The following is a 21,374-nucleotide window of genomic DNA, read 5'->3' on the forward strand; positions in this document are numbered from 1 at the left end:
AGCATAAAGACGGAAAAATCAGCTTTGCGAGGCGGCTCGAAAGCGCCTCCGCCGTGCGGCAGAGGCGAACAGAACGGGGGAGTTATACGGCGAAACGTTCGACTTTTTCAAACGCCGCGCGCAGGGTTTCGGCGTTGATCGCAACCGGCAGGAAATGGATGGATTCTACCGGGCGCAGGGTATGAGTGATGACGCGATCCAGCTGTTCACGGTTGTTGATATCCACCTCCAGCGCCGCCAGCGTGGTTGGCAGATTAAAGCGCTGATACGCCCGCACCAGCTGTGCCAGCACGTCATCCTGGCCGAGCAGGGCGCTCTGCACCAGAATACCGTAGGCGACTTTGGTTCCGTGCAGATATTTTTCGGTCTGCGGTAGCACCGTCAGCCCGTTATGCACCGCATGGGCGGCGGCAACGCGGGTATAGCGCTCGCCTAATCCGCCCACCATACCGCCGCCAGCGATAATCGCATCCACCACGTCACGGAAAGCCTGGGTTAGCTCCCCACGCTGCTGGTTGGCCAGCGCGGTTTCGCTGCTTTCCAGCAGCACATCGCGAATGGCCAGCGCGCCGTTGATGCCAAGACGCACGGTGAGCGGCAGCGTCTCCGGATGTGGGGCCAGCACCACCGCTTCATACCATTTCGCCAGGGTATCGCCGATCCCCGCCAGCAGATATTCCGCCGGGGCGTTCAGAATAATGTGCGGCTCCACCAGCACCAGGAAGTTGGCGTCGTCGAAAATTTCAAACTGCAGCGCCTGACCGGCATCGTTATACCACACCGACAGCGGCGTCCACGCCGCGCAGGTCGCGGCGATAGTGGGGATCGCCACTACCGGCAAACCGAGACGGCGGGCCAGCGCCTTCGCGGTATCGAGCAGTGCGCCGCCGCCGACGCCGATCACTACCGCGCGATCGTCGCCGGACGCGCGGGCAAGTTCGCTGACATCGTTTTCGCTGCAGTGGCCTTTAAATAAGATTTTTTTCGCGCCGGGCGCGTTAAACGCTTCCGGCAGGAAAGCCTCTGCGCCAGCGATAGCCCGTTCGCCGTAAATCCACACCGCGCGTGAAAGCTGTTCTTCGCTATAAAAATCATGCAGTCGGGCAAGGCTGCCGGGATGGGAATAGTAGTTGGCGGGGCCGGGGACCACGCGGATATCGCTGTGACTCATCAATGCTGTCCTTGTTCTGTTTTGCTAACCCGATGTTATGTCTGGACATCCGGATGGCTAATACTATTTCGCTTTATCTTATGCCTTTTATGCATTTGTCAGTCAAGCACGGCTATGAAAAATTCGTTAAATCAGAACATTAATCGACAGGGTGCAGGGGATGACCGGCAATCGTCTTGAGATGCAAAATATTAGCCTCGTCTTTTCCGGCTTTCGGGCGCTGAGCAACGTCTCTTTTACCCTCATCGGGGGAACGGTGCATGCGTTAACCGGCGCTAACGGTGCGGGTAAGTCGACGCTCATGGCGGTGCTGTGCGGCACGTACGATCATTATGAAGGCGAAGTGGTGATTAACAACCAGCCGATCGGCATTCGCTCGCCGCGCGATGCCAAACTGCTGGGCATCCATCTGGTACAGCAGGAGGTTGACGTTGCGCTGGTACCGGGCCTGAGTATCGCGGAAAACATTATGCTCGACAGGCTGGCTGAACCTGGCCTCGCTTTCCGCTGGAGCCGGGTGCGCCAGCTGGCGCGCGAGGCGCTGGCCCAGCTTGATGTCAGCCTTGACGTACGGCGCTCAATCGATAGCTGCACGCTGGCAGAAAAACAGCAAATCCTGCTGGCCCGCGCGTTGTCGCACCACTGCCGCTTTCTTATCCTCGATGAACCTACCGCGCCGCTGGACCAAAATGAGAGCGAGCGCCTGTTTGCGGTAGTTCGCCGCCTGCAGCAGCAGGGCATTGGCATTGTGTTTATCTCACACCGCATTCATGAATTAAAAGCGATCTGCGACACCCTGACGGTGCTGCGCGATGGCCGTCTGGTTGAGAGTGGGCCGATGGGCAATCTGAGCGGCGATCAGATTGTCGAGAAGATGCTTGGCCACGAGCTAAGCGATATCTTCCCGTCGAAGCGCCCGCCGCACGGCGAGGAAGTGCTGCTGCAGGTCGAAGGGTTACATGACGAAGGGCTGTTGCAGGATATCTCGCTGCGTCTGCGCAAAGGAGAGATTCTGGGGATCGCCGGACTGGCGGGCGCCGGAAAAACCGAACTGTGCAAGGCGCTGTTTGGCGCCAGCAAAAGCCGTTTAACGCGCGGGGAGCTGAACAACCAGCCCTGGCGTCCGCGCGACCCGGCTGATTCGGTGGTCCGCGGTCTGGCGCTGGTACCTGAGGAGAGGCGTAAAGAGGGCATTTTTATCGAAGAGCCGGTGGTGATGAATCTGGCGGTCAGCGCCGACAACAGTTTTTCCCGCTGGAGCCTGTTTGGCCATCGTCATGCCTGGCGCTGGGCGGAAGAGGTGATAGCCCGCGTGGGGATCCGCTCTTCCGGACCGGCGCAGACGCTGCGCCGCCTTTCCGGCGGCAATCAGCAGAAAGTGGCGATCGGCAAATGGCTGCGCGGCAACGCCAACGTCCTGATTTTCGATGAGCCGACCAAAGGCGTCGATGTGAAGGCCAAAACGGATTTATTCCAGCTTATTGACGGCCTGGCGCGGGAAGGCAAAGGAGTGATTTACGCCTCGGGTGAATTCGCCGAGCTGGTTGGTCTGTGCGATCGTATCTGCGTGCTGTGGGACGGACGCATCGTGGCGGAAATCCCGGGCGCTGAGGCCCGGGAAGAGAACATTCTTTATTACTCTACCGGAGGAGCAGCAGCGTGAGTAAGGCCCTGGCAGTGAACGCGACGGTATCGGGCCGTCAGCGATTTTTCGATTTTCTCTACAAATGGGGCATGTTGCTGACCGTTGTTCTGCTGATCGCCGTTTTTGGCCTGGCGTCGGACAACTTCCTCGACCCGTTTAATATCATCAACATCCTGCGCTCTATTGCTATCGTGACGGTAATTGCCATCGGCGTGTCGATATCGCTGACCATCGGTGGCTTCGATTTGTCCGTAGGCTCCACCGCCTCGCTGGCCAATGCGCTGGTGATTTCGCTGTTTGTCTGGCACGGCTTCGGCACCACCGAGGCGATCCTTGTTACCCTCGCGCTCTGCACCCTGGTGGGACTATTCAACGCTTTTCTCATCGTGATCCTGCGGATTCCCGACATGCTGGCGACGCTGGCCAGCCTGTTCGTGATTCAGGGCGTGGCGATGACCTACAGCTACGGCGGCTCGATTACCGAAAATATGGTGCTGCCGAGCGGCGATATGGCGGAAGGTACGATCCCGGCGGCGTTCGGTTCGCTGGGGCAGGTACCGACGATTGTCATCATTATGCTGGTGGTGACGGTCATCGCCCAGCTGGCGCTCTCCTTTACCACCCACGGGCGGCGGATGTACGCCATCGGCGGCAATCCGGAAGCAGCGCGCCTCTCCGGCCTGCGGATTACGCGTTACAAAGTTGCGGCCTACGTCATGGCCTCCCTGCTGGCGGGGCTTGGCGGCATTCTGCTGGCTTCGCGCATCGGCTCATCCCAGGTAAACGCCGGCGGCGGCTACCTGATGGATGCGGTGGCGGCAGCGTGGATTGGCTTCTCGCTGGCCGGTTCCGGTAAGCCGAACGCGCTCGGTACGCTGGTGGGGGCGGTGATCCTGGGCGTGCTCTCCAACGGCCTGGTGATGCTCTCGGTGCCGTACTACGCGATGGACATTATTAAAGGGCTGGTGCTGGCTGGCGCGCTGGCACTGACTTATTTTCAGCGCCGCACCTAACATTTTACCCGTCATTCTTCAAATTGCAGGTGTGTTGGCTGCGTTCACTCACCCGAATCACTTACTTATGTAAGCTCATCGGGATTCGTTTACTTGCCGCCGTCCTGCAATTCGAATTATTTAGGGTAACAAAAAGGAAACACCATGAAAAAGATAACGCTTTCACTCATCGCGCTGGGATTGTTCAACGCGACGGCGGCTTTTGCTGAAACCCCGACCCCGCTTCCGGCGGCGATCGCCGAACACAGCGGGCCGATTCGCATTGCGGTGATCCGCAATCTGGGTTCTGACGATAACACCACCCAGTTTGTCTCCGGGGCCATTCAGGAAGGTAAAAAGCTCGGCTTTAAAATCAGCACCTTCCTCAGCAACGGCGACGACGCAAAATTCCAGGACTTTGTTAACCAGGCGATTAGCCAGAAATATGACGGGATTATTCTTTCTCAGGGGCGGGACCCTTACGCCACTGCGCTAGTAAAAAAAGCGGTGGATGCGGGGATTAAAGTCTCGGTCTTCGATACCGCGGTAAACGGCGAAATTCCGGGCGTTACCGTCACCCAGCAGGATGACGCTTCGCTGACCGAACTCTCCTTCGGCCAGCTGGTGAAGGACTTCAACGGCAAAGCCAATATCGTCAAGCTGTGGGTCGCAGGCTTCCCGCCGATGGAGCGCCGTCAGGCCGCTTACCAGACGCTGCTAAAACAAAACCCCGGGATCAAAGAGCTGGAATCCATCGGCGCGGTCTCTTCCGATGTGCAGGGCGACACCGCCAACAAGGTCGGCGCAGTCTTAGCCAAATACCCGAAAGGCAAAATTGACGCCATCTGGGGGACCTGGGACGCGTTCAGCCAGGGCGCTTATAAAGCGCTGAAAGAGAACGGCCGCACCGAGATTAAACTCTACAGTATCGATATTTCCAACCAGGATTTGCAGCTGATGCGCGAATCCGGCAGCCCGTGGAAAGTGAGCGTGGCGGTCGATCCGAAGCTTATCGGCGCGACCAACGTGCGCCTGATCGCCAATAAAATTGCCGGTGAACCAACGCCGAAAACCTATGACTTTAAAGCGGCGGCGATACCGCAGGCGCTGCTGGCGGCGCAACCAGGGGCGGTGAACGTCGCCTCGCTGGGCAAAATTATCCCGGGCTGGGGTCAGACCGAAGACTTTATCGCCCCGTGGTTCGCCACTCTGGAAGCGAAAAACAAGTAACGCCTGGAGGCGCTGCGCTTAGCGGGCCAGTAGTGTTGTTGGTCGGATAAGACGCAGCCGCCATCCGACAAAAGGAGCTCAAGGTGACAGAATTACCGTGCCCCGAATACAGCCGCAATATGCGGCTGATTGGCCATAGCGATCAGGGAGGACGCCCGGACGGCGTTCAGCTGATGGTACATCGTGGTTTTGCCTATATTGGCCATATGGTATCGCAGGGCTTTTCCGTCGTGGACGTACGCGACCCGAAAAATCCGCAAACGGTCAATTACATCGCCGCGCCGCCCGGAACCTGGAATGTCCATTTACAGGCGCACGACGATCTGCTGCTGGTAATCAACGCCCGGGATCTGTTCGCCGATGCCCGTTTCGCCGACGAGAAGGTTTACTACACCCGTTCGGTCGGCGAGACGGTCAGCGACGTGCAGGATAAGGGATGGAGCGCCGGACTGCGGATTTTTGATATTTCAACGCCGGATAAACCGCGGGAAGTTAGCTTCCTGTCGCTCAACGGTATTGGAATCCACCGCATCTGGTACGTCGGCGGTCGCTGGGCCTACGTTTCCGCGCTGATCGACGGTTTTAGCGACTATATTTTCCTGACTATCGATCTTGCCGATCCGCGTAAACCGGAGGTTGCCGGGCGCTGGTGGCTGCCGGGAATGAACCACGCGGCGGGGGAAACGCCGCAGTGGCCGGAAGGTAAACGCTACGCCCTGCATCATGCGATTATCGCCGGAGATACCGCTTACGGTAGCTGGCGCGACGGCGGCTTGACGCTGCTGGATGTCAAAGACCGCGCGCAGCCGAAGCTTATCAGCCACCGTAACTGGAGCCCGCCGTTTGGCGGCGGTACTCATACCGCGCTGCCGCTACCGGATCGGGAGTTGCTGGTGGTGCTTGATGAAGCGGTGCTGGATAACCAGCAGGATGGCGAGAAGCTGATCTGGCTGTTTGATATTCGCGACCCGACGAATCCGGTGAGTATTTCGACTTTTCCGCAGCCGGATGAAGCCGACTATGTGGCGAAAGGAGCGCACTTTGGCCCGCATAATCTGCATGAGAACCGTCCCGGCAGCTTTATTAGCTCAACGCTGATTTTCGCTACTTACCAGAACGCAGGCGTGCGCGCTTACGATATTTCCAACCCTTATCGGCCGGTGGAAACCGGGGCGCTGGTGCCCACCGCGCCGGCGAAAATGATGGATACCCGACCTGGTCGTCCGCGGGTTATCCAGTCCTGCGACGTATTCGTTGATGCGCAGGGCATTATCTACAGCACCGATTATAACGGCGGACTGTCGGTGATTGAGTATCTGGGGTAGGAATATTTCCCGGAGGCGGCGCGTTGCGCCTGTCCGGGCTACGGGTCTGTGCGGTTTGCGGGTTTTGTAGCCCGGACAGACCAGGTAGCCCGGGCAAGACGCATTAGCGTCGCGGCCCGGGAACGATTAACCGTACTGACGAATTCGTGCAATCAGCTCTTCGACGCTGTCGATACGATCGGCAAGCACAACCAGCGCTTTACCCAGGGTGATGGCGTGGCGCAGGCATTGATGACGCATGGCTTCGTCCTCAATGGTATCGATATCCGCCACGTGCGACAGGCCAACGCTGCGGCGAATCAACTCGGTGCCGCAGAAGCCAATTGCATCGGCCCATACTTTCTTCAGGAACGCGGAGGCATAGCCGGGATAAGCCAGCGCCGCGTCGCGGGATTTTTCCGTCGCCAGCGCCTGGAAACGCTCGGCGAAGGTATTCCAGAACTGCTGAATATCGCTCAGACGCTGCTCGCGCGCGGCGGCGGCATCGCGAACGCCAAGATGTCCCGGCAGGCCGCAGTAGTTGAGCAGCAGGTTGCCGATGGCGGTGCCGATATCGAAACCGATCGGGCCGAAATAGCCAAATTCGGCGTCGATAGCTTTAAAGCTGCCTTCCGCGACGAAAATCGAGCCGCTATGGATATCGCCGTGCAGCAGCGCTTCAGCATGGGAGAAAAAGCGGTGCTTCAGCGCGGCGACCGCCAGCTTTAGCTGGGCATCGTCGCGCAGGGCGGAGACGTCGGCTTCCAGCGCCGCGGGGTAATTGTTGCGCTCGTGAACCTGATAGGGATCGTTGAAGAACAGGTCCTCGGTGATTTCGCACATCTCGGGGTTAATAAACTCCGCCACCCGGGCCTTTTTCTCATGCGTATGCAGATAAAAATCGCTGGTGTGGAACAGCGCCTGGGCCAGATATTCTCCCAGCTGGCTGGCGGCTTGCGGATAGTAAACGTTGTTAATCAACTCGCCGCGCCAGATACGGTGATCGGAGAGATCTTCCATCACCATTACCGCCAGCGCGGGGTCGAAATGCACAATCTGCACCGTGTGCTGCGGGCAGTGCTGATAGTGAGCAACCAGAGTTTGCGCTTCAAGACGCGCGCGGTCGAGGGTCAGGGGCCAGGATTCACCCACGCAGCGTACGTAGGGTAGCGCCTGCTTAACGATAATCCGGCTAACGCCTTCGGTATCGAAAATTTTAAACACCAGGTTGAGGTTACCATCGCCCACTTCCTGTGCGGACACCAGTTCTGACGGATTGTTGATTCCGCCATATTGTTGGGCGTAAGCCACCGCATCGCTGGCGGTGAAAGTATGGTATTGCGACATTGCCTCGATCCTCAAAATTCTGATTAAGCCGTTCAGACGTCTATACTTCTGGATTCCATCCTGACACAATGTGATACAACAACGCAACAGGGATTTAACTAAATGCAGACACTACAGACCACCAGCCTGCGGGTAAGCGAAAATCAGCTTTTTATTCTTGACCAGCAGGCTTTACCGCAGGAAAAACGCTGGCTGGCGGCGGATAGCGTGGCGCTGCTGGTGGACCATATCCACGCCCTGCGGGTTCGCGGCGCGCCGTTGATTGGCCTCTCCGCCAGCCTGCTGCTGGCGCTACTGGCGCAGCGCGGCCTGACCCGCGATGAACTTTCTCAGGCGCTGGAGACGCTGCGCGCCGCCCGCCCGACCGCGGTGAACCTGATGAATAATCTGGATCGCATGAAGCTGGCGCTGGCGCAGGAATCTTATCCGCAGGCGCTGGAAGCGGAAGCACTGCGCCTGATAGAAGAAGATAAGCAGCTTTGCGCCAGCATCGCCGAAGCGGGCAGCGCGCTAGTCACGCCGGGCAGCCGCCTGTTAACCCACTGCAATACCGGCGGTCTGGCGACGGCGGGAGTCGGCACCGCGCTGGGAGTGATTGCGCTGGCGCACGAGCAGGGGAAAGTGGCGAACGTCTGGGTGGATGAAACGCGTCCTCTGTTACAGGGCGGACGCCTGACCGCCTGGGAGCTGGGCGAGCTGGGCGTGCCGTATCGGCTGATTACCGACTCGATGGCCGCCAGCCTGATGGCGCAGGGCGAGGTGGACGCGGTGTGGGTTGGCGCTGACCGTATTGCCGCCAACGGCGACGTAGCGAATAAAATCGGCACCTATTCGCTGGCGGTGCTGGCGAGGTATCACCGGATCCCGTTTTATGTGGCCGCGCCGCAGACCACCCTGGATCGCTATTGCCCGAACGGCGCGGCGATCCCGATTGAGCAGCGGGCGGCGGCGGAAGTGACCGGCGTTGCCGGCAGCTTTGGCGCGGTACAGTGGGCGCCGAAAGATGCCGCGGTTTACAATCCGGCGTTCGACGTCACGCCCGCATCGTTAGTCAGCGGCTGGGTGCTGGATAGCGGCGTGGTGACCCCGGAGCAGGTTGCCGCCGGGGCATTTAAGCCAGAAAAGGCCTGAATCTGAGCTAAAAAGCGAAGCTACCTGCATAGCTTCGCATTCAGTTCAGGGCAGAACCATTTCAACCGCCGGAGCGGAGCGCCGGTCGATATTACGGCCGAGCGCGGTCAGCGTCGCCTGGTAAGGGCACAGGGTCCCGACATCGGTCGTCCGGCAGCCCGCCTGACGCCACTCCTGGCGCAGCAGCGGATGCTGGCTGTCCGGCGTTTGCAGGCGGCGTAAATCGTCCAGACTCTGCGCCTGGAAGTAGACGCGCAGGAAGCGTTGACCGCTGCGGGTATCGCGCCAGCGTTCCAGCACCAGGCTGCTGCCCGGCGGGATATTGCCGCGGCTGTACCCCGGCAGCTGCCAGCTAAAGTCCATTAACGTCCGTACCATGGCGATATTGGTATCGTGCGCCACCAGCAGCAGCCAGCGTACGTTCGGCGTGGTGCCTTCTTTTACCCCTTCGAGCATGGCGTTGAGCAGAATCGAGCCGCGTTTTTGTGCGGTATACAGCACATCGTTGCTCAGATCGTAGTTCTCCGTCAGCAGCGGCAGCAGGGCGGTTATCTGGCCGGAGCGGGTGATATTGCCCCACGCCAGCTGGCTAAGGGGCAGGTTTTCGCTCCAGCCCAGCCGCAGCGTCTCGACCATGTTGGCCATCACGCTCAGCCCGCTAATCGACGTTTTGCCGCTTTTGCTTTGCTCGACCTGCCACGGGAGGTCAAACACCGGGCAGGGCTTATCGGTCATGCAGACCGCGTTTTTCAGCAGCTGAATCACCGGAGCCAGCGTCTGCCGGCGCTGCGCCAGATCGCCGGCTTTCGCTTTGACCTCCGCCAGCTGGCGGGCGGGGTCGGTTTGCGTGGCGACAAACTTATCGCTCTGAAACAGCGGGTCGGCGTCGCCGCTAACGTGATGAATTTCTACGCCGCATCCGGGAAAGGTGCCGTCTACCAGCGCCTGGGCGGTGGCCCGCGTGCGCTGCAGGGGGCTGGCGCGCACGTAAATCTCACCGCTCGCCGGGCAGCCCGCCGTCAGCAGCCCCAGCTGGCGAAAGCGCGCACCCTCATCGCGCCCCTTATTGACGACGGCGGCATAGCCGTGGCCGGTCAGCTCGCCGTCGCGGGTGGTCCACTGGGTCCACGGACGCTGGGTCGCCGCTTCGATGGCCTCCCGGTTGCCCTCGGTCGGCGGACGAATGCCGTGGCGGCTGAGTTCAACCACTTTCTCCAGCGCATACTGCGCGGCGGCATGGCCCGGCGCGGCCAGCAGCGGCAGAGTGCAGGCAAGCAGCAGGCGTAGCAAAACCTGATGTCGTACAGGCATCATAAAATCTTCCTTATAAGTAAAGGGTTATGACGAGAATGAGGTCTGCCGTTCTATGGCGTGTCGCCTGGCGACAATCGCGGCGGTGGTAAAACAGAATAGCGCGGAGGCGAGGCCGGTGCCTACCCAAAACAGCGACAGCGTACTGAAGTCGTACAGCGTTTTGCCGTTTTCGATAATCGACGTTTTATCGATGATGATGCCGGTCAGAAACTCGCCGAGTCCTGCTCCCGCGTAGCTGGCGATGCCGATAGTGCCGAGCGCGGCGCCCGCTGCTTTGCGCGACGAAATATCGACGGCAATCAGTCCGCCGAGGAAACAGGTTAACGCCCCGATGGTGGCGCCGAAGATAATCATCGCCAGAATATCGGTGTAGTAGCCGTGCGGCGACCAGAGCATCAGCGCGAAGCCAGCGGTGTTGAGCAGGCTGATAAATCCGGCCATCACGCTGCGGTTACGCGGGAAAAAGCGGTCGGAGAGCATCCCGGCGATAATGGTTCCGGCGATACCCGCGATGGCGTTGACCCCGATAATCCCGGAAGCCTCCAGGGTGGAGTAGGCTTTATCCTGTTCCAGAAAGAAGATCCCCCACGAGTTCACCGCGTAGCGGTCGATATACATAAACGCCGAGGCCAGGGCCAGCGTCCACAGGGCCGGGTTACGCAGCGCCAGCAGCTGGTTTTTAAATACCGAGCCGCGGGCCTCGGCCTCCTCTTGCGGTTCGTCGCGAATGACGTTGATCGGCGGGAAGCCGCAGCTTTGCGGCGAGTCGCGCATAAACAGCAGCATCAGCACCACCCCGGCGGCGCCGAGCGCGGTGGTGGACAGGTAGCCCATCTGCCAGCCAAATCCGGCAATCACCGCGGCGATCACCATATAGGTCATCGCTTCGCCGATGTTATGCGCCGTCGACCAGATGGCGTAAAAAGTGCCTCTTTCTTTGCAGCCGTACCAGCGTGCCAGCGATACCACGCACGGGCCGACGCCCATCGATTGCGCCCAACCGTTGATCCCCCAGAAGACAGCCAGCAGCATGGCGTTGCTGGTCATCCCCATCATCAGATTCATCCCGGCGCTGAGCAGTAGCCCGAGGCTCATATAGCGCACCACGTTGGCATGATCGGCGATAAAGCCGTTGACCAGCTTGCCGATGGCGTAGCTGAAAAATAGCGTTGAGCCGATCATCCCCAGCTCCGTCGGGGTAATACCAAGCTCTACCAGCGCGCTTTTGGCGACGGTAAACGACAGCCGACAAACGTAAAACGTGACGTATGCCAGGGTCATGGTAATAAAGGTTTGCCAGCGCACGCTGCGAAAGCGCCGCTCATCGAACTCTCCGCCCGCTTTGGGCGGCGAAGCGCGAAAAAATGCGATAATTCCAGACATGATGGTATCTCCGAAGGTCGGAGGCCTGACTGATTAGTGTGGTTCGTCCATGAGGTTTAACCCGTCATACTTCAAGTTGCATATGCGTTGGCTGCGTTCGTTCACCCCAGTCACTTACCAGAGTAAGCTCCTGGGGGGTCGCTCACTTGCCGCCTTTCTGCAACTCGAATTATTTAGGGTACATTGTCGTTGTGTAGAGTACATAATCAGATAAAGCCTGACCCGATACGGTTAAGGTAATGGGTGACAAAGCATGTTTTTTAATTGTGGATAGAGCGTCTTGCTGGCCAGCAGCAGCGGATTACCGTTACGAATTCCATCTTCCGCCAGGTAGTCATTGCTGAGGCCGCCCGCTTCGCGCATCAGCACCAGCCCCGGCAGCCCGTCCCACGGGTTCATATGCGGTTCGTAGTAGCCGATAAGCCTGCCCGCCGCCGCCCAGGCGCTCATCAGCGCTCCGGAGCCGTTGCGGATAAACATCCCGCCGTCGCTCAGCAGCGCGTCGAGAAAGGGCAGAAAGACCGCCGGCGTCACGCGGTGTGAGGTGCCGACCCCCATCACTCCCGCCTTAACCGTCGCACCCGGATGCGGCGCGATGGGCGCATCGTTGAGCCATGCGCCCTGGCCTTTCAGGGCGTGGAACAGCTCGCGATGGTTGGGGTCGTACACCACGCCAATAACCGGTTCACCGTCGGCGACGATAGCCAGCGACAGGCACCAGGTATGCAGGCCGTTAAGAAAACAGCTGGTGCCGTCGATAGGATCGACCACCCACAGGACGCGGGCGTCCGGCATCTGCGTGCCGCTCTCCTCGCCGAGAAAGCCGTCCTGCGGGAAAGCGCTGATAATGCGCTGCTTAACAAACGCTTCGACCTGTTTATCGGCGACGCTGACCACGTCCTGCAGATCGTCGCCCTTATGCTCCACCGCCAGCCGGTCGCGCTGCTGATAGAATTCGAACGCCAGTTCCGCACCGGCCTGCGCCAGCTCGCAGGCCAGGCGGTAGCGGGCCTGCAGTTCATCTAATTCCAGTGATTTCATCGTAACTCCCTATTTTGCACACGTGTGCAATTTGCCTGAAAAAAACAGCCCCGAAGGGCGAAATGAGTGTGGATGGATTAAAAGAATTATTCTGTGATCGTTCCTGCATAAAATGAATTTTTCATTTTGCGCTTTGGCGGACGATCAGTTTCACCGGCACCTCGCGGTGGCGTGACGGCAGGCTGAATCTGGCGATCCTTGTAACCAGCAGATCGACCGCATGATGGGCGAGCAGGGCGGTATTCTGCTGCACGGTGGTCAGCTGGTAGGGCTGCCAGTCCGCCTGCGGAATATCATCGAAGCCAACGATCGCGGGCAGGGGAGCGCCGGGATTCTCCGCCCGCAGGCCGTCCAGCGCGCCGAGCGCCAGCATATCGGTGGCGCAGAACAGCGCCTGCAGCTGCGGATGCGCGGCAAGCAGCTGCCTGGCGGCGGTAAAGCCCGCCTGATAGCCGCTGCTGTCGCAGAAATGGGCGGCCACGTCCATGCCCTGCGTGCGGGCGACAAACGCCTCGTAGCGCTGGCGGGTGCTGAAGTTATCCAGGCTTTCGCCGATAAATCCGACCTGTTGCCAGCGGCGTTGAACAAACAGGTCGGCCACCAGCTTCGCCCCCTGCGCGTTGTCGCTGCATACCCGATCGCAGCCGGCTAAGTCGGCGTGGCGGTTGATCAGCGTCACCGGAATTTTTCGCTCCAGATACTCTTCCGCCAGCGACAGCGGCGGCGCCCCGGAAGTGATAATGACGCCCGCGACGTGGTAGCTCAGCAGCTGTTTGAGCGAGGGGGCGAGCTGCTGCGGATCGTCGGCGTTCATCAGCAGCGGCATAAAGCCGTTAAGCGCCAGCTGGTGGACCAGCGGCGAGAGTAATTTACTACGGAACGGGTTATCAAACCCGGCGGTGACGATACCGATAAAATTGCTGCTGCCGGTGTTCATCGTGCGGGCGATGATATTGACCTGATAGCCCAGGGTTTCCGCCGCGGCGAGGACCTTCTGCCGGGTTTTTTCCGCCACCGACGCGCCGGGAGTAAAGGTGCGGGAAACCGCAGAGCGGGAGACGCCGGCAAGCCGGGCAACGTCCTCGGCCTTAATCCATTTTTTTTCACTCATAGTGTCAGGGGAGCCATGGTCGGCAACAAAAGTAGTAAGAAGGTACCACATAAATCCCTGGACGAGCAGCGGGTTGACGCGGGGTGGGGACCGCGCCAACGTTATGCTTACGCCGGGTAGTGAATCTGTTCCGGCTGACGCTGCAAAATGATTTTGCCGTGACGAATGGAGGTCAGTACTTTGGCCTGGCGGCGCACCGCGTCATAGTCGTTTTCCGCGTCGAGGATCAGCAGGTTTGCCGGACGACCCTCGGCAATGCCGTAGTTATCGCCGAGGCACAGCGCGCGGGCGCTGTTGTCGGTGATGAGGTCGAGGCAGCGCTGCAAATCTTCATATCCCAGCATATGGCAGATATGCAGTCCGGCGTCGAGGATGCGCATAATGTTGCCGTTGCCCAACGGGTACCACGGATCCTGGATAGAGTCCTGGGCAAAGCAGACGTTGATCCCGGCGCGATCCAGCTCCGCTACCCGCGTTACGCCGCGGCGTTTCGGCCAGGTGTCGAAGCGCCCCTGCAGGTGGATGCTTTCGGTCGGGCAGGAGATAAAGTTGATGCCCGACGCTTTAAGCAGGCGGAACAGCTTCGAGCAGTAGGCGTTATCGTAGGAACCCATGGCGCAGGTATGGCTGGCGGTGACCTGCGCGCCCATGTCGCGTACCCGGGCTTCTTCCGCCAGCACTTCGAGGAAGCGCGACTGCGGGTCGTCGGTTTCATCGCAGTGTACGTCTACCAGGCGGCCGTGACGCTGGGCCAGATCCATCAGGAAAACCAGCGAGCTGACGCCTTTATCGCGGGTGTTTTCGTAGTGCGGAATGCCGCCGACCACATCGGCCCCCATCTCAATGGCGCGGGTCATCAGTTCGCGCCCACCGGGGAACGACTCAATCCCCTCCTGCGGAAAAGCGACGATCTGCAGGTCGATAAGATGAGCCGCCTCTTTTTTCACCGTCAGCATCGCCTCAAGGGCCGTCAGGGAGGGATCGGTGACATCAATATGGGTACGTACGTGCTGTACGCCGTTATCGCGCAGCATGCCGATGGTTTTCAGCGCCCGCTGGCGCGTATCTTCAACGGTGACGCTCTCTTTGCGCTGGCTCCAGCGGGCGATACCCTCAAACAGGGTGCCGCTCATATTCCACTCCGGTTCGCCTGCCGTCAAAGTGGCGTCGAGATGGATATGCGGTTCGACGAACGGCGGGATAACCAGCTTTTGCCGGGCATCGACATCGCTGGCGTCGGCCGTCTGCACTGCCGTCTGTGGAGCGATGCTTTTAATCAGTCCATCCTGTAATTCAAGGGTATAAAGCGCTTCTTTATGGCGCAGACGCGCATTGATAATTTTCATGGTTGTTCCCGTAAATGGTTTTGCGACATACGCCAGATCGCTAAAGCGACCGAAGCGTTGAGATGAAATTGCGGATGGCTGACCGGATAGCTGGTTAGCTTTTCAATGCGCTGGATACGCTGATGCAGCGTATTGCGGTGGATACCCAGCCGCTCGGCGGCTCTGACCACGTTGCCGCTCTCCTGAAGCAGCGTTTCCAGCGTCTCCATCAGCAGCCACGGACTTTTGCGATCCGGTTCAATCAGGCAGCCGAGAGTGTCGTGCATAAAATCGCTCAGCAGGGTGGGGTCGCTGACGGCGGAGAGCAGCTTGATAAAGCCCAGCTGCTGGTAGTCGCTGATGCGCTGGGCCGGACGCAGGTTATCGCAGAGGTCCAGCGCCTGACGCGCCTGCGACAGGGCGCGCTGATATCCCTGCAGCTGCTGTACCGGCGCCGAAAGGCCGCACAGCAGCGACAGTTCGTCGTCGCTTTCCGCCAGCGCAAGCAGCCACTCCTGCAGCCATTTTTTCTGCTGATAAAACTCGCCTTCTTCATCCGGCAGCAGGAAGAGGAACATATTGCTGCGCTCTACCAGCGGAAAGGGGTTGCCCTGTTGATTGAGCTGCTGCTGCAAGCGCTGGCGCACGGTGCGACGAGCCTGCTGTAGCCAGGCTTCGGCCTGCTCCGGCGGGAACTGGCGAAACAGACGCTGTATTCCCTCAAGGCGCAGCGCCGCGACCCGCAGAGGACGGGTAAAATCCAGCTGCTGATGGAGCGCCCGTTGATGCAGGAGCTGCAGGTCGGGATAGTCGCCGGTCAGTAGCTGCATCAGAATATCGCGCCGCGATTGCAGGGCGTTTTCGCTGCGTACCAGCGCGGTGCCGATGCGTTCGGTAACAATCACCATTTTCAGCATATAGGGCTGTTCGATCAGCGGAATGCCCAGCTGGTCGGCGAGAGCAATCAGGCGCGGCGGGATCGCCTGGATATAGGCGTCACCGGTAAGGATCACCATTCCGGCAATCCCGCGCTGCTTGCCTTCCATCAGCAAATGAACCAGGTTTTCTTCATCGCGGGGGTGGTTGATCCCGGTGATAAACACCAGTTCCCCGCCCATAATCCATTCGGCGATATTTTCATTTTCCGCCACGTAGTACCAGCGCACCGCCAGCTGTAGCCCCTGCTTACCGGCGCGCAGGCGCATGGCGGAAAGCCCATCAAGGGCGAGGATTTCGCCCACCGTCAGGCTCATGACTACTGTTCCACGACGGAATCAGCGGCGGGCTGGCGTTTGCTCAGACGAGTCAGCGCGATATAGACCAGCGCGGAAACGGTAATGCCGACCAGCGGGGCGATCCATGGCGACAGGTAAGCCACCACCGCGCCCACGGCGTAGGCGCTAAGCCCCAGCCAGTTAAAGCGCGGTAAGCGGGCAGTTTGCAGCAGCGGATAGCGGCCGCCGCGATAAAACCAGTAGTCGGCGAGAATGACGCCACCGATGGGGGGAATAATGCTGCCGAGAAGAACGAGGAAAGGGATCAGCATTTCATACATACCGCCAATGGCCAGCACGATGCCGATGGCGGCGGCGACTACGGTCAGGGTACGGCGGCGCTCGCTGCGCAGCAGATGGCAGGCGGCGGCGGAGACGTTATAAATTGTCGGCCCCTGAATGGTCAGCAGGTTGAGGCACAGCATTACCACCGCGGCGACGGATAGCCCCTGCAAAATCAACACTTCCACGATATCGGCCTGCTGATAAACGATGGCGCACCACGCCCCGGCAACAATCATCAGCCCGTTGCCAATAAGAAAGCTGCTCATGCTGGCGACGATAGCGGTGCGGCTGGAGTTTGCCAGCCGGGTCCAGTTCGTTGCCTGGGTCGCGCCGCTGGCGAAGGTGCCGAACACCATAGTGATGGCCGCCGACCAGGTCATGGTTTCGCTCGGTTCAATTGTGGTCATCGCCTGCCAGCCGCCGGCGTGATGGGCGGCGAGGTACATGGAAACCACCAGCAGGATGAACATCAGCGGCACCGACACGCGCGATAGCGCATCCAGGCCCTTATAGCCCACCAGCGCGGTCACGCAGAACAGGATGCCGAAGAGGATCATCAGCGGAGTGGTCATAACGGCGGGCAGGGCGAGAATTTTCACCAGCGAAATGGCCACCGTCGCGGTACCCCAGGCGTACCAGCCCAGTTCGGCGAAACCAAGAATAAAATCAGCGAGTTTGCTGCCGATTTCGCCGAAGCAAAAACGCCCCATCAGCACGGTGTTCAGCCCGCTGCGTGCGGCAACCCAGCCGAGCGAAGCGGCGTAAAGAGCCAGCAGGAAGTTACCGATCGCCGCAATCCACAGCAGGTTAACGATGGAGAAAGAGACGCCAAGCTTGCCGCCCGCGAACATGGTGCCGGTAAAAAAGGTAAAGCTGAACAGAACCATGGAGATCGAAAATACGCCCTTACGCCCGGAGGCAGGCGCTTCGACGAGCGGAAAATCATTGCTGTTTGACATAGTGGAACCTCTGAGTGGCTATGCGAATGGCGATGCCAGAGGTAGGCAAAAACTATGCCAATATAAACAGTGCAGGTATAACACAAATGAATGTGCTAACTGCACATAAAAGGTATTTAAAATGCTTCGTTGCGCCACATAGATGTGCATACTGCAAATTTTGAACCATGATGGTGCAATACGTGCACTGATGCACCATTATGGTGCTTTATTGCCCTGTTTTGGTGCGGAGGCAGGATATTTCAGGTTGCCAGAGCGAAAACAACGACGTCATCTTCTCTGCTGTTTTTTTATATAGCTTGCCCACAAAACGATCCCCCATCTTTTCGCTGAATCACAGCCGGTAATCTTGGGCTTATGCAGCCGTATGGTTATATCGTTGTTAAAAAAGGTAATTTGATATGCATTTCTGATATAACCATTATCGATATAAGCCTTTCCTGAAATATTGTTCACACAGGCGGGCGGTGTTAGTATCGGATGAATAGCCATTTAGACGGCTAAAGAACCTGGCGCCAGGCTATTTTATTGGCCATTTTGGATCAGGGCAGCGCTCATCCTCCTCACGTACTACATGTCCGTTCCGGGTGTTCCGCGCTGTCCGTGACCAAACGGCCTGCAACAATAACGCCCGCCCGTAAAGGTTCGCAAATTAACATCGCTAAATTAAGGAACTGCTATGTGGCAAGAAAGACTCGCGCAACTGGTCACCACCTGTCATTGGATCGGCGCGAAAGGCTGGGCTCCGGCTACCGGCGGGAATATGTCGGCGCGGCAGGATGAAACCTGGTGCTGGCTAAGCGAATCGGGGCGCGATAAAGGCAGCCTGACGACGGAGGATTTCCTGCAGGTGGAGATCGCCAGTAATAAAGCGCCTTCCGGGCGTAAGCCTTCTGCTGAAACCGGCCTGCATACGCTGGTGTATCGCCTTTTCCCGGAAGCCAATTTTGTCCTGCACGTGCATACCGTCAACGCCACCGTCCTGTCGCGCATTGAAAAAAGCGGCACTCTGGCGCTGCAGGGCTATGAAATGCAGAAAACCCTGACCGGGCAGCATAGTCATCTCGATACCGTCCCGGTAGCGATTTTCGATAACGACCAGGATATCGACGCTCTGGCCGCGCGCATTGAAGATTATGCGCAGACCAATCCGCTGCGCTACGGCTTCCTGCTGCGCGGCCACGGCCTGACCTGCTGGGGTAAAGATATAAACGAAGCCCGTCGCCAGCTGGAAGGACTGGAGTTTCTGTTCGAGTGCGAGCTGATGCGTCGCCGCTATGAGCGCGACTAAATTTCTCTCCACCAACGGATCAGGCATGGATTTTTATCTCGGAATCGATATCGGCACTTCCCGCGTTAAGGCGGTGCTGTTTGATGAACGCTTTCAGGCGTGCGCCAGCGCGGCGCAGAATACTGGCCCGCGGCTGTCTGCCAACGGTCATGCCGAGCAGGATATGGCCCAGCTGTGGCAGTCGGTAGTGGCGATATTGCGTGAAATTGCTCAGCATCCGACGCTGCAAGGCGGGCGTTTGCGCGCTATCGGCCTCGCCGGGCAGGGCGAAGGGGTCTGGCTTAGCGATGCCGAGGGTGAACCGGTCGGGTCAGGGATCCTGTGGAGCGATACCCGCAGCCGCGAGCTGATGAGCGAACTCCTCAGCCGCCCCGGCTTTGACCGCCGTTTTTTTGACGATACCGGCACCCATCTGCAGCCCTGCAACACCAGCATGCAGCTGTGCTGGCTCAAGCGTCATCAGCCGGAACGGCTGGCGGCGGCCCGCTATCTGTTTTTCGCCAAGGACTGGATCCGCTTTCGCCTTACCGGCGTGGCGGCGTTGGATCTTACCGACGCCAGTACCTCTTTGCTGAATCAGCAGAGCGGGCAGCTATCCACGGTCGTACTCAATGAGATGGGGCTGGCGGAGTTGGCGCACCTGTTTCCGCCTCTGTTAGCCCCGGACGCGCAGGCGGGTAGGCTGCGGCAGGAGATCGCAACGCTGACCGGGCTTCCCGTTGCTACGCCGGTAGCGGCCGGCGCGCTGGATGTGTGCAGCGCGGCGCTCGGCTGCGGGGCGGTCAACGACGGCGACATTTATACTATTCTTGGCACAACCTGCTGCACCGGCATCGTCTGCCACGGTCGCCAGACGGTCAATGAGGGGGCGCGCTACGTCACCCATACCGAAGCGGGTAGCTTTATCAATCTTTTTCCGATGCAGGCCGGTACGCCGAATATTGACTGGCTGCAGCAGCAGATTTCGCTGAACCCGGATTTACAGCAGCTGGAGCAGAGCATCGCCAGCGTCGAGCCGGGCAGCGGCGGCGTTTTCTGGCAGCCCTATCTCAACGGCGAACGCGCGCCGTTCTTTAGCCCCGAAGCGCGGGCCGGTTATTTCGGTATTAGCCAGCACACCAGCCGCGCGGAGCTGCAGCGGGCGGTGTTTGAAGGGCTGGCCTACGCTATCGTCGACTCGCTCCAGGGCTATCCGCAAGACGGTGAGCTGTACCTGACCGGCGGCGGCGCGGCGTCGGCGACCTGGCTGCAAATTATTGCCGACTGCACCGGCAGAACGGTGGTTTCCAGTACTTTCAATGAACTTAGCGCGCGCGGCGCGGCGATTCTGGCGGCGCGCAGCGTTGATGCGCTGAGCCGCTATCCGGCGCTGGAGCAGACCCGCTACCGGCCCAATTCACAGGCGCATAGCCGCTATACCGCACTCTATCCGGTTTATCGTCTGCTGCGCGAGCAGATGCTCCCGGTCTGGCAGGCCCGCCAGGAGGCGCTGCAACGTATTTCTCAGGAACAACGCATATGAAAATTGTTTTTACCGCCGAACACGCCGGCGACCTTAGCGCCTTTCAGCAGCTGGGTGAACTGCGGGTTGAAGGCTGGGCGCTCGGCAAACCGAAGCTGAGCGCAGGCCAGCTGATCGAACTGGCCCACGACGCCGAGGTGCTGGTGACCAGCTACGATGAGGTAACGGAAGCGGTGATCGCCGCCTGCCCGCGTCTGCAGGTGATCGCCTGCACGCGCGCCAATCCGGTGAACATTGATACCAAAGCTGCCCAGGCGCGCGGGATCCGCGTGCTCTATACGCCGGGTCGCAATGCGGACGCCGCCGCTGAGCTGACGCTGGGACTGATGCTGAGCCTGGCGCGGCATATTCCGCAGTCGCACGCGGCGCTAAAACGCGGTGAATTCACCAACGCGGAGAATGCAGCTCAGTCTACCCAGAGCGGGCTGCGCCGCGATGTGGTATGGGACGTCAGCCCGGAAAGTCCTTATGAAGTGTTTAAAGGCAGCGAGCTGCGTAACAAAACTCTCGGGCTGATTGGCTACGGTAATATTGGCCGCCGGGTAGCGCGTATTGCCCGCGCCTTTGGTATGGCGGTGCTGGTGGTGGATCCGTTTGTCGCCGCCGAAGATATCAACGAGCCGGGGCTGCAGAAAACGACGCTTGAGGCGCTGTTCCGCGAGGCGGATATTGTAAGTTTGCATCTGAGCAGCGGTCCGCACAGCGATGGTCTGGTCAACGCGCAGCTGTTGAATAGTATGAAGCCGGGCGCGCTGCTAATTAATACCTCGCGCGCTGCGGTAGTTGATGAAGAAGCGTTGATTAACGCGCTGCGCCACGGACCGCTGGGCGGCGCGGCGCTGGATGTCTACCATCGCGAGCCGCTATGGCGCGACCATCCGTTTGTCACCGAGTTTGATAACGTGATTATTACCCCGCATATTGCCGGAGCGACAAGAGAGAGCATCGCTAAACATACGGCCATGATTGCTGCCGACCTGCAGCGCTACGTTGCCGGAGAGCCGTTGCTCTATCAGTGGCGTTAACCCGCTCTCGCCGCCGCATAACGC

The 21,374-nt window shown here is 59.4% G+C and carries 17 protein-coding genes; 8 read left to right on the forward strand and 9 right to left on the reverse strand.

What is annotated here, in order from left to right; translation table 11 throughout:
• Positions 1-82 precede the first annotated feature (82 nt).
• A complete protein-coding gene (locus GJ746_RS07395; protein ID WP_154679613.1) occupies positions 83-1,171 on the reverse strand; it encodes an oxidoreductase in 1,089 nt (362 codons plus the stop codon).
• A 160-nt stretch (positions 1,172-1,331) separates the two neighbouring features.
• Between GJ746_RS07395 and GJ746_RS07400 the strand changes: the two genes are divergently transcribed.
• The 4 genes from GJ746_RS07400 to GJ746_RS07415 all read left to right on the forward strand — a co-directional run bounded on the left by GJ746_RS07400 (position 1,332) and on the right by GJ746_RS07415 (position 6,363).
• Positions 1,332-2,834, forward strand: a complete 1,503-nt coding sequence (locus GJ746_RS07400) for a sugar ABC transporter ATP-binding protein (RefSeq protein ID WP_154679614.1) — start codon at positions 1,332-1,334, stop codon at positions 2,832-2,834.
• Positions 2,831-3,829, forward strand: a complete 999-nt coding sequence (locus GJ746_RS07405; protein ID WP_154679615.1) for an ABC transporter permease — start codon at positions 2,831-2,833, stop codon at positions 3,827-3,829. Before GJ746_RS07400 ends, GJ746_RS07405 begins: the two co-directional genes overlap by 4 nt.
• A 144-nt stretch (positions 3,830-3,973) precedes the next feature.
• The gene (locus GJ746_RS07410) at positions 3,974-5,038 is read left to right on the forward strand and encodes a sugar ABC transporter substrate-binding protein (protein WP_154679616.1); all 1,065 of its coding nucleotides are present in this window, start codon (positions 3,974-3,976) and stop codon (positions 5,036-5,038) included.
• 83 nt (positions 5,039-5,121) lie between these two features.
• Positions 5,122-6,363 carry an LVIVD repeat-containing protein gene (locus GJ746_RS07415; RefSeq protein WP_154679617.1) on the forward strand — a complete coding sequence of 414 codons (1,242 nt, stop codon included), beginning with the start codon at positions 5,122-5,124 and terminating at the stop codon, positions 6,361-6,363.
• A gap of 126 nt (positions 6,364-6,489) precedes the next feature.
• On the opposite strand, the gene mtnK is transcribed toward GJ746_RS07415, so the two are convergent.
• Positions 6,490-7,689 carry an S-methyl-5-thioribose kinase gene (mtnK, locus tag GJ746_RS07420; protein ID WP_154679618.1) on the reverse strand — a complete coding sequence of 400 codons (1,200 nt, stop codon included), beginning with the start codon at positions 7,687-7,689 and terminating at the stop codon, positions 6,490-6,492.
• A 102-nt stretch (positions 7,690-7,791) separates the two neighbouring features.
• Between mtnK and mtnA the strand changes: the two genes are divergently transcribed.
• Positions 7,792-8,820: an S-methyl-5-thioribose-1-phosphate isomerase gene (gene mtnA, locus GJ746_RS07425; RefSeq protein WP_154679619.1), complete on the forward strand. Its 1,029-nt coding sequence runs from the start codon at positions 7,792-7,794 to the stop codon at positions 8,818-8,820.
• Positions 8,821-8,865: 45 nt separating this feature from the next.
• Here the strand turns inward: mtnA and GJ746_RS07430 are convergent, their stop codons facing one another.
• From GJ746_RS07430 to codB, 7 genes are all read right to left on the reverse strand, one after another.
• Complete coding sequence (locus GJ746_RS07430; RefSeq protein ID WP_154679620.1) at positions 8,866-10,134, reverse strand: histidine-type phosphatase; 1,269 nt, start codon at positions 10,132-10,134, stop codon at positions 8,866-8,868.
• A 24-nt stretch (positions 10,135-10,158) separates the two neighbouring features.
• The gene (locus GJ746_RS07435) at positions 10,159-11,517 is read right to left on the reverse strand and encodes an MFS transporter (protein WP_154679621.1); all 1,359 of its coding nucleotides are present in this window, start codon (positions 11,515-11,517) and stop codon (positions 10,159-10,161) included.
• Between the two features lie 231 nt (positions 11,518-11,748).
• The gene (locus GJ746_RS07440) at positions 11,749-12,558 is read right to left on the reverse strand and encodes an inositol monophosphatase family protein (RefSeq protein ID WP_154679622.1); all 810 of its coding nucleotides are present in this window, start codon (positions 12,556-12,558) and stop codon (positions 11,749-11,751) included.
• A gap of 121 nt (positions 12,559-12,679) precedes the next feature.
• Positions 12,680-13,669, reverse strand: coding sequence for a LacI family DNA-binding transcriptional regulator (locus tag GJ746_RS07445; protein ID WP_154679623.1), 990 nt, complete (start codon positions 13,667-13,669; stop codon positions 12,680-12,682).
• Between the two features lie 107 nt (positions 13,670-13,776).
• Positions 13,777-15,015: a cytosine deaminase gene (gene codA / locus GJ746_RS07450; RefSeq protein WP_154679624.1), complete on the reverse strand. Its 1,239-nt coding sequence runs from the start codon at positions 15,013-15,015 to the stop codon at positions 13,777-13,779.
• Positions 15,012-16,247 carry a PucR family transcriptional regulator gene (locus tag GJ746_RS07455; protein WP_154679625.1) on the reverse strand — a complete coding sequence of 412 codons (1,236 nt, stop codon included), beginning with the start codon at positions 16,245-16,247 and terminating at the stop codon, positions 15,012-15,014. The genes codA and GJ746_RS07455 overlap by 4 nt, the downstream gene beginning before the upstream one ends.
• A gap of 2 nt (positions 16,248-16,249) precedes the next feature.
• Positions 16,250-17,512, reverse strand: coding sequence for a cytosine permease (codB, locus tag GJ746_RS07460; RefSeq protein ID WP_154679626.1), 1,263 nt, complete (start codon positions 17,510-17,512; stop codon positions 16,250-16,252).
• 679 nt (positions 17,513-18,191) lie between these two features.
• Between codB and GJ746_RS07465 the strand changes: the two genes are divergently transcribed.
• From GJ746_RS07465 to GJ746_RS07475, 3 genes are read left to right on the forward strand one after another with little or no spacing between them, the layout of a single operon-like run.
• A complete protein-coding gene (locus tag GJ746_RS07465) occupies positions 18,192-18,803 on the forward strand; it encodes a methylthioribulose 1-phosphate dehydratase (protein ID WP_154679627.1) in 612 nt (203 codons plus the stop codon).
• 25 nt (positions 18,804-18,828) lie between these two features.
• Positions 18,829-20,325: an FGGY-family carbohydrate kinase gene (locus tag GJ746_RS07470; RefSeq protein WP_154682666.1), complete on the forward strand. Its 1,497-nt coding sequence runs from the start codon at positions 18,829-18,831 to the stop codon at positions 20,323-20,325.
• Positions 20,322-21,350 carry a 2-hydroxyacid dehydrogenase gene (locus tag GJ746_RS07475; RefSeq protein WP_154679628.1) on the forward strand — a complete coding sequence of 343 codons (1,029 nt, stop codon included), beginning with the start codon at positions 20,322-20,324 and terminating at the stop codon, positions 21,348-21,350. The genes GJ746_RS07470 and GJ746_RS07475 overlap by 4 nt, the downstream gene beginning before the upstream one ends.
• Positions 21,351-21,374 lie beyond the last annotated feature (24 nt).

It is taken from the genome of Klebsiella oxytoca, assembly GCF_009707385.1.
Lineage (GTDB): Bacteria > Pseudomonadota > Gammaproteobacteria > Enterobacterales > Enterobacteriaceae > Klebsiella > Klebsiella oxytoca_C.

What these genes read in the sequence shown, in the direction of transcription:
- GJ746_RS07395 (WP_154679613.1), bottom strand. Translation starts at nt 1,171, where the DNA reads ATGAGTCACAGCGATATCCGCGTGGTCCCCGGCCCCGCCAACTACTAT.
- GJ746_RS07400 (WP_154679614.1), top strand. Translation starts at nt 1,332, where the DNA reads ATGACCGGCAATCGTCTTGAGATGCAAAATATTAGCCTCGTCTTTTCC.
- GJ746_RS07410 (WP_154679616.1), top strand. Translation starts at nt 3,974, where the DNA reads ATGAAAAAGATAACGCTTTCACTCATCGCGCTGGGATTGTTCAACGCG.
- mtnK (WP_154679618.1), bottom strand. Translation starts at nt 7,689, where the DNA reads ATGTCGCAATACCATACTTTCACCGCCAGCGATGCGGTGGCTTACGCC.
- mtnA (WP_154679619.1), top strand. Translation starts at nt 7,792, where the DNA reads ATGCAGACACTACAGACCACCAGCCTGCGGGTAAGCGAAAATCAGCTT.
- GJ746_RS07430 (WP_154679620.1), bottom strand. Translation starts at nt 10,134, where the DNA reads ATGATGCCTGTACGACATCAGGTTTTGCTACGCCTGCTGCTTGCCTGC.
- GJ746_RS07435 (WP_154679621.1), bottom strand. Translation starts at nt 11,517, where the DNA reads ATGTCTGGAATTATCGCATTTTTTCGCGCTTCGCCGCCCAAAGCGGGC.
- GJ746_RS07440 (WP_154679622.1), bottom strand. Translation starts at nt 12,558, where the DNA reads ATGAAATCACTGGAATTAGATGAACTGCAGGCCCGCTACCGCCTGGCC.
- GJ746_RS07445 (WP_154679623.1), bottom strand. Translation starts at nt 13,669, where the DNA reads ATGAGTGAAAAAAAATGGATTAAGGCCGAGGACGTTGCCCGGCTTGCC.
- codA (WP_154679624.1), bottom strand. Translation starts at nt 15,015, where the DNA reads ATGAAAATTATCAATGCGCGTCTGCGCCATAAAGAAGCGCTTTATACC.
- GJ746_RS07455 (WP_154679625.1), bottom strand. Translation starts at nt 16,247, where the DNA reads ATGAGCCTGACGGTGGGCGAAATCCTCGCCCTTGATGGGCTTTCCGCC.
- codB (WP_154679626.1), bottom strand. Translation starts at nt 17,512, where the DNA reads ATGTCAAACAGCAATGATTTTCCGCTCGTCGAAGCGCCTGCCTCCGGG.
- GJ746_RS07465 (WP_154679627.1), top strand. Translation starts at nt 18,192, where the DNA reads ATGTGGCAAGAAAGACTCGCGCAACTGGTCACCACCTGTCATTGGATC.
- GJ746_RS07470 (WP_154682666.1), top strand. Translation starts at nt 18,829, where the DNA reads ATGGATTTTTATCTCGGAATCGATATCGGCACTTCCCGCGTTAAGGCG.
- GJ746_RS07475 (WP_154679628.1), top strand. Translation starts at nt 20,322, where the DNA reads ATGAAAATTGTTTTTACCGCCGAACACGCCGGCGACCTTAGCGCCTTT.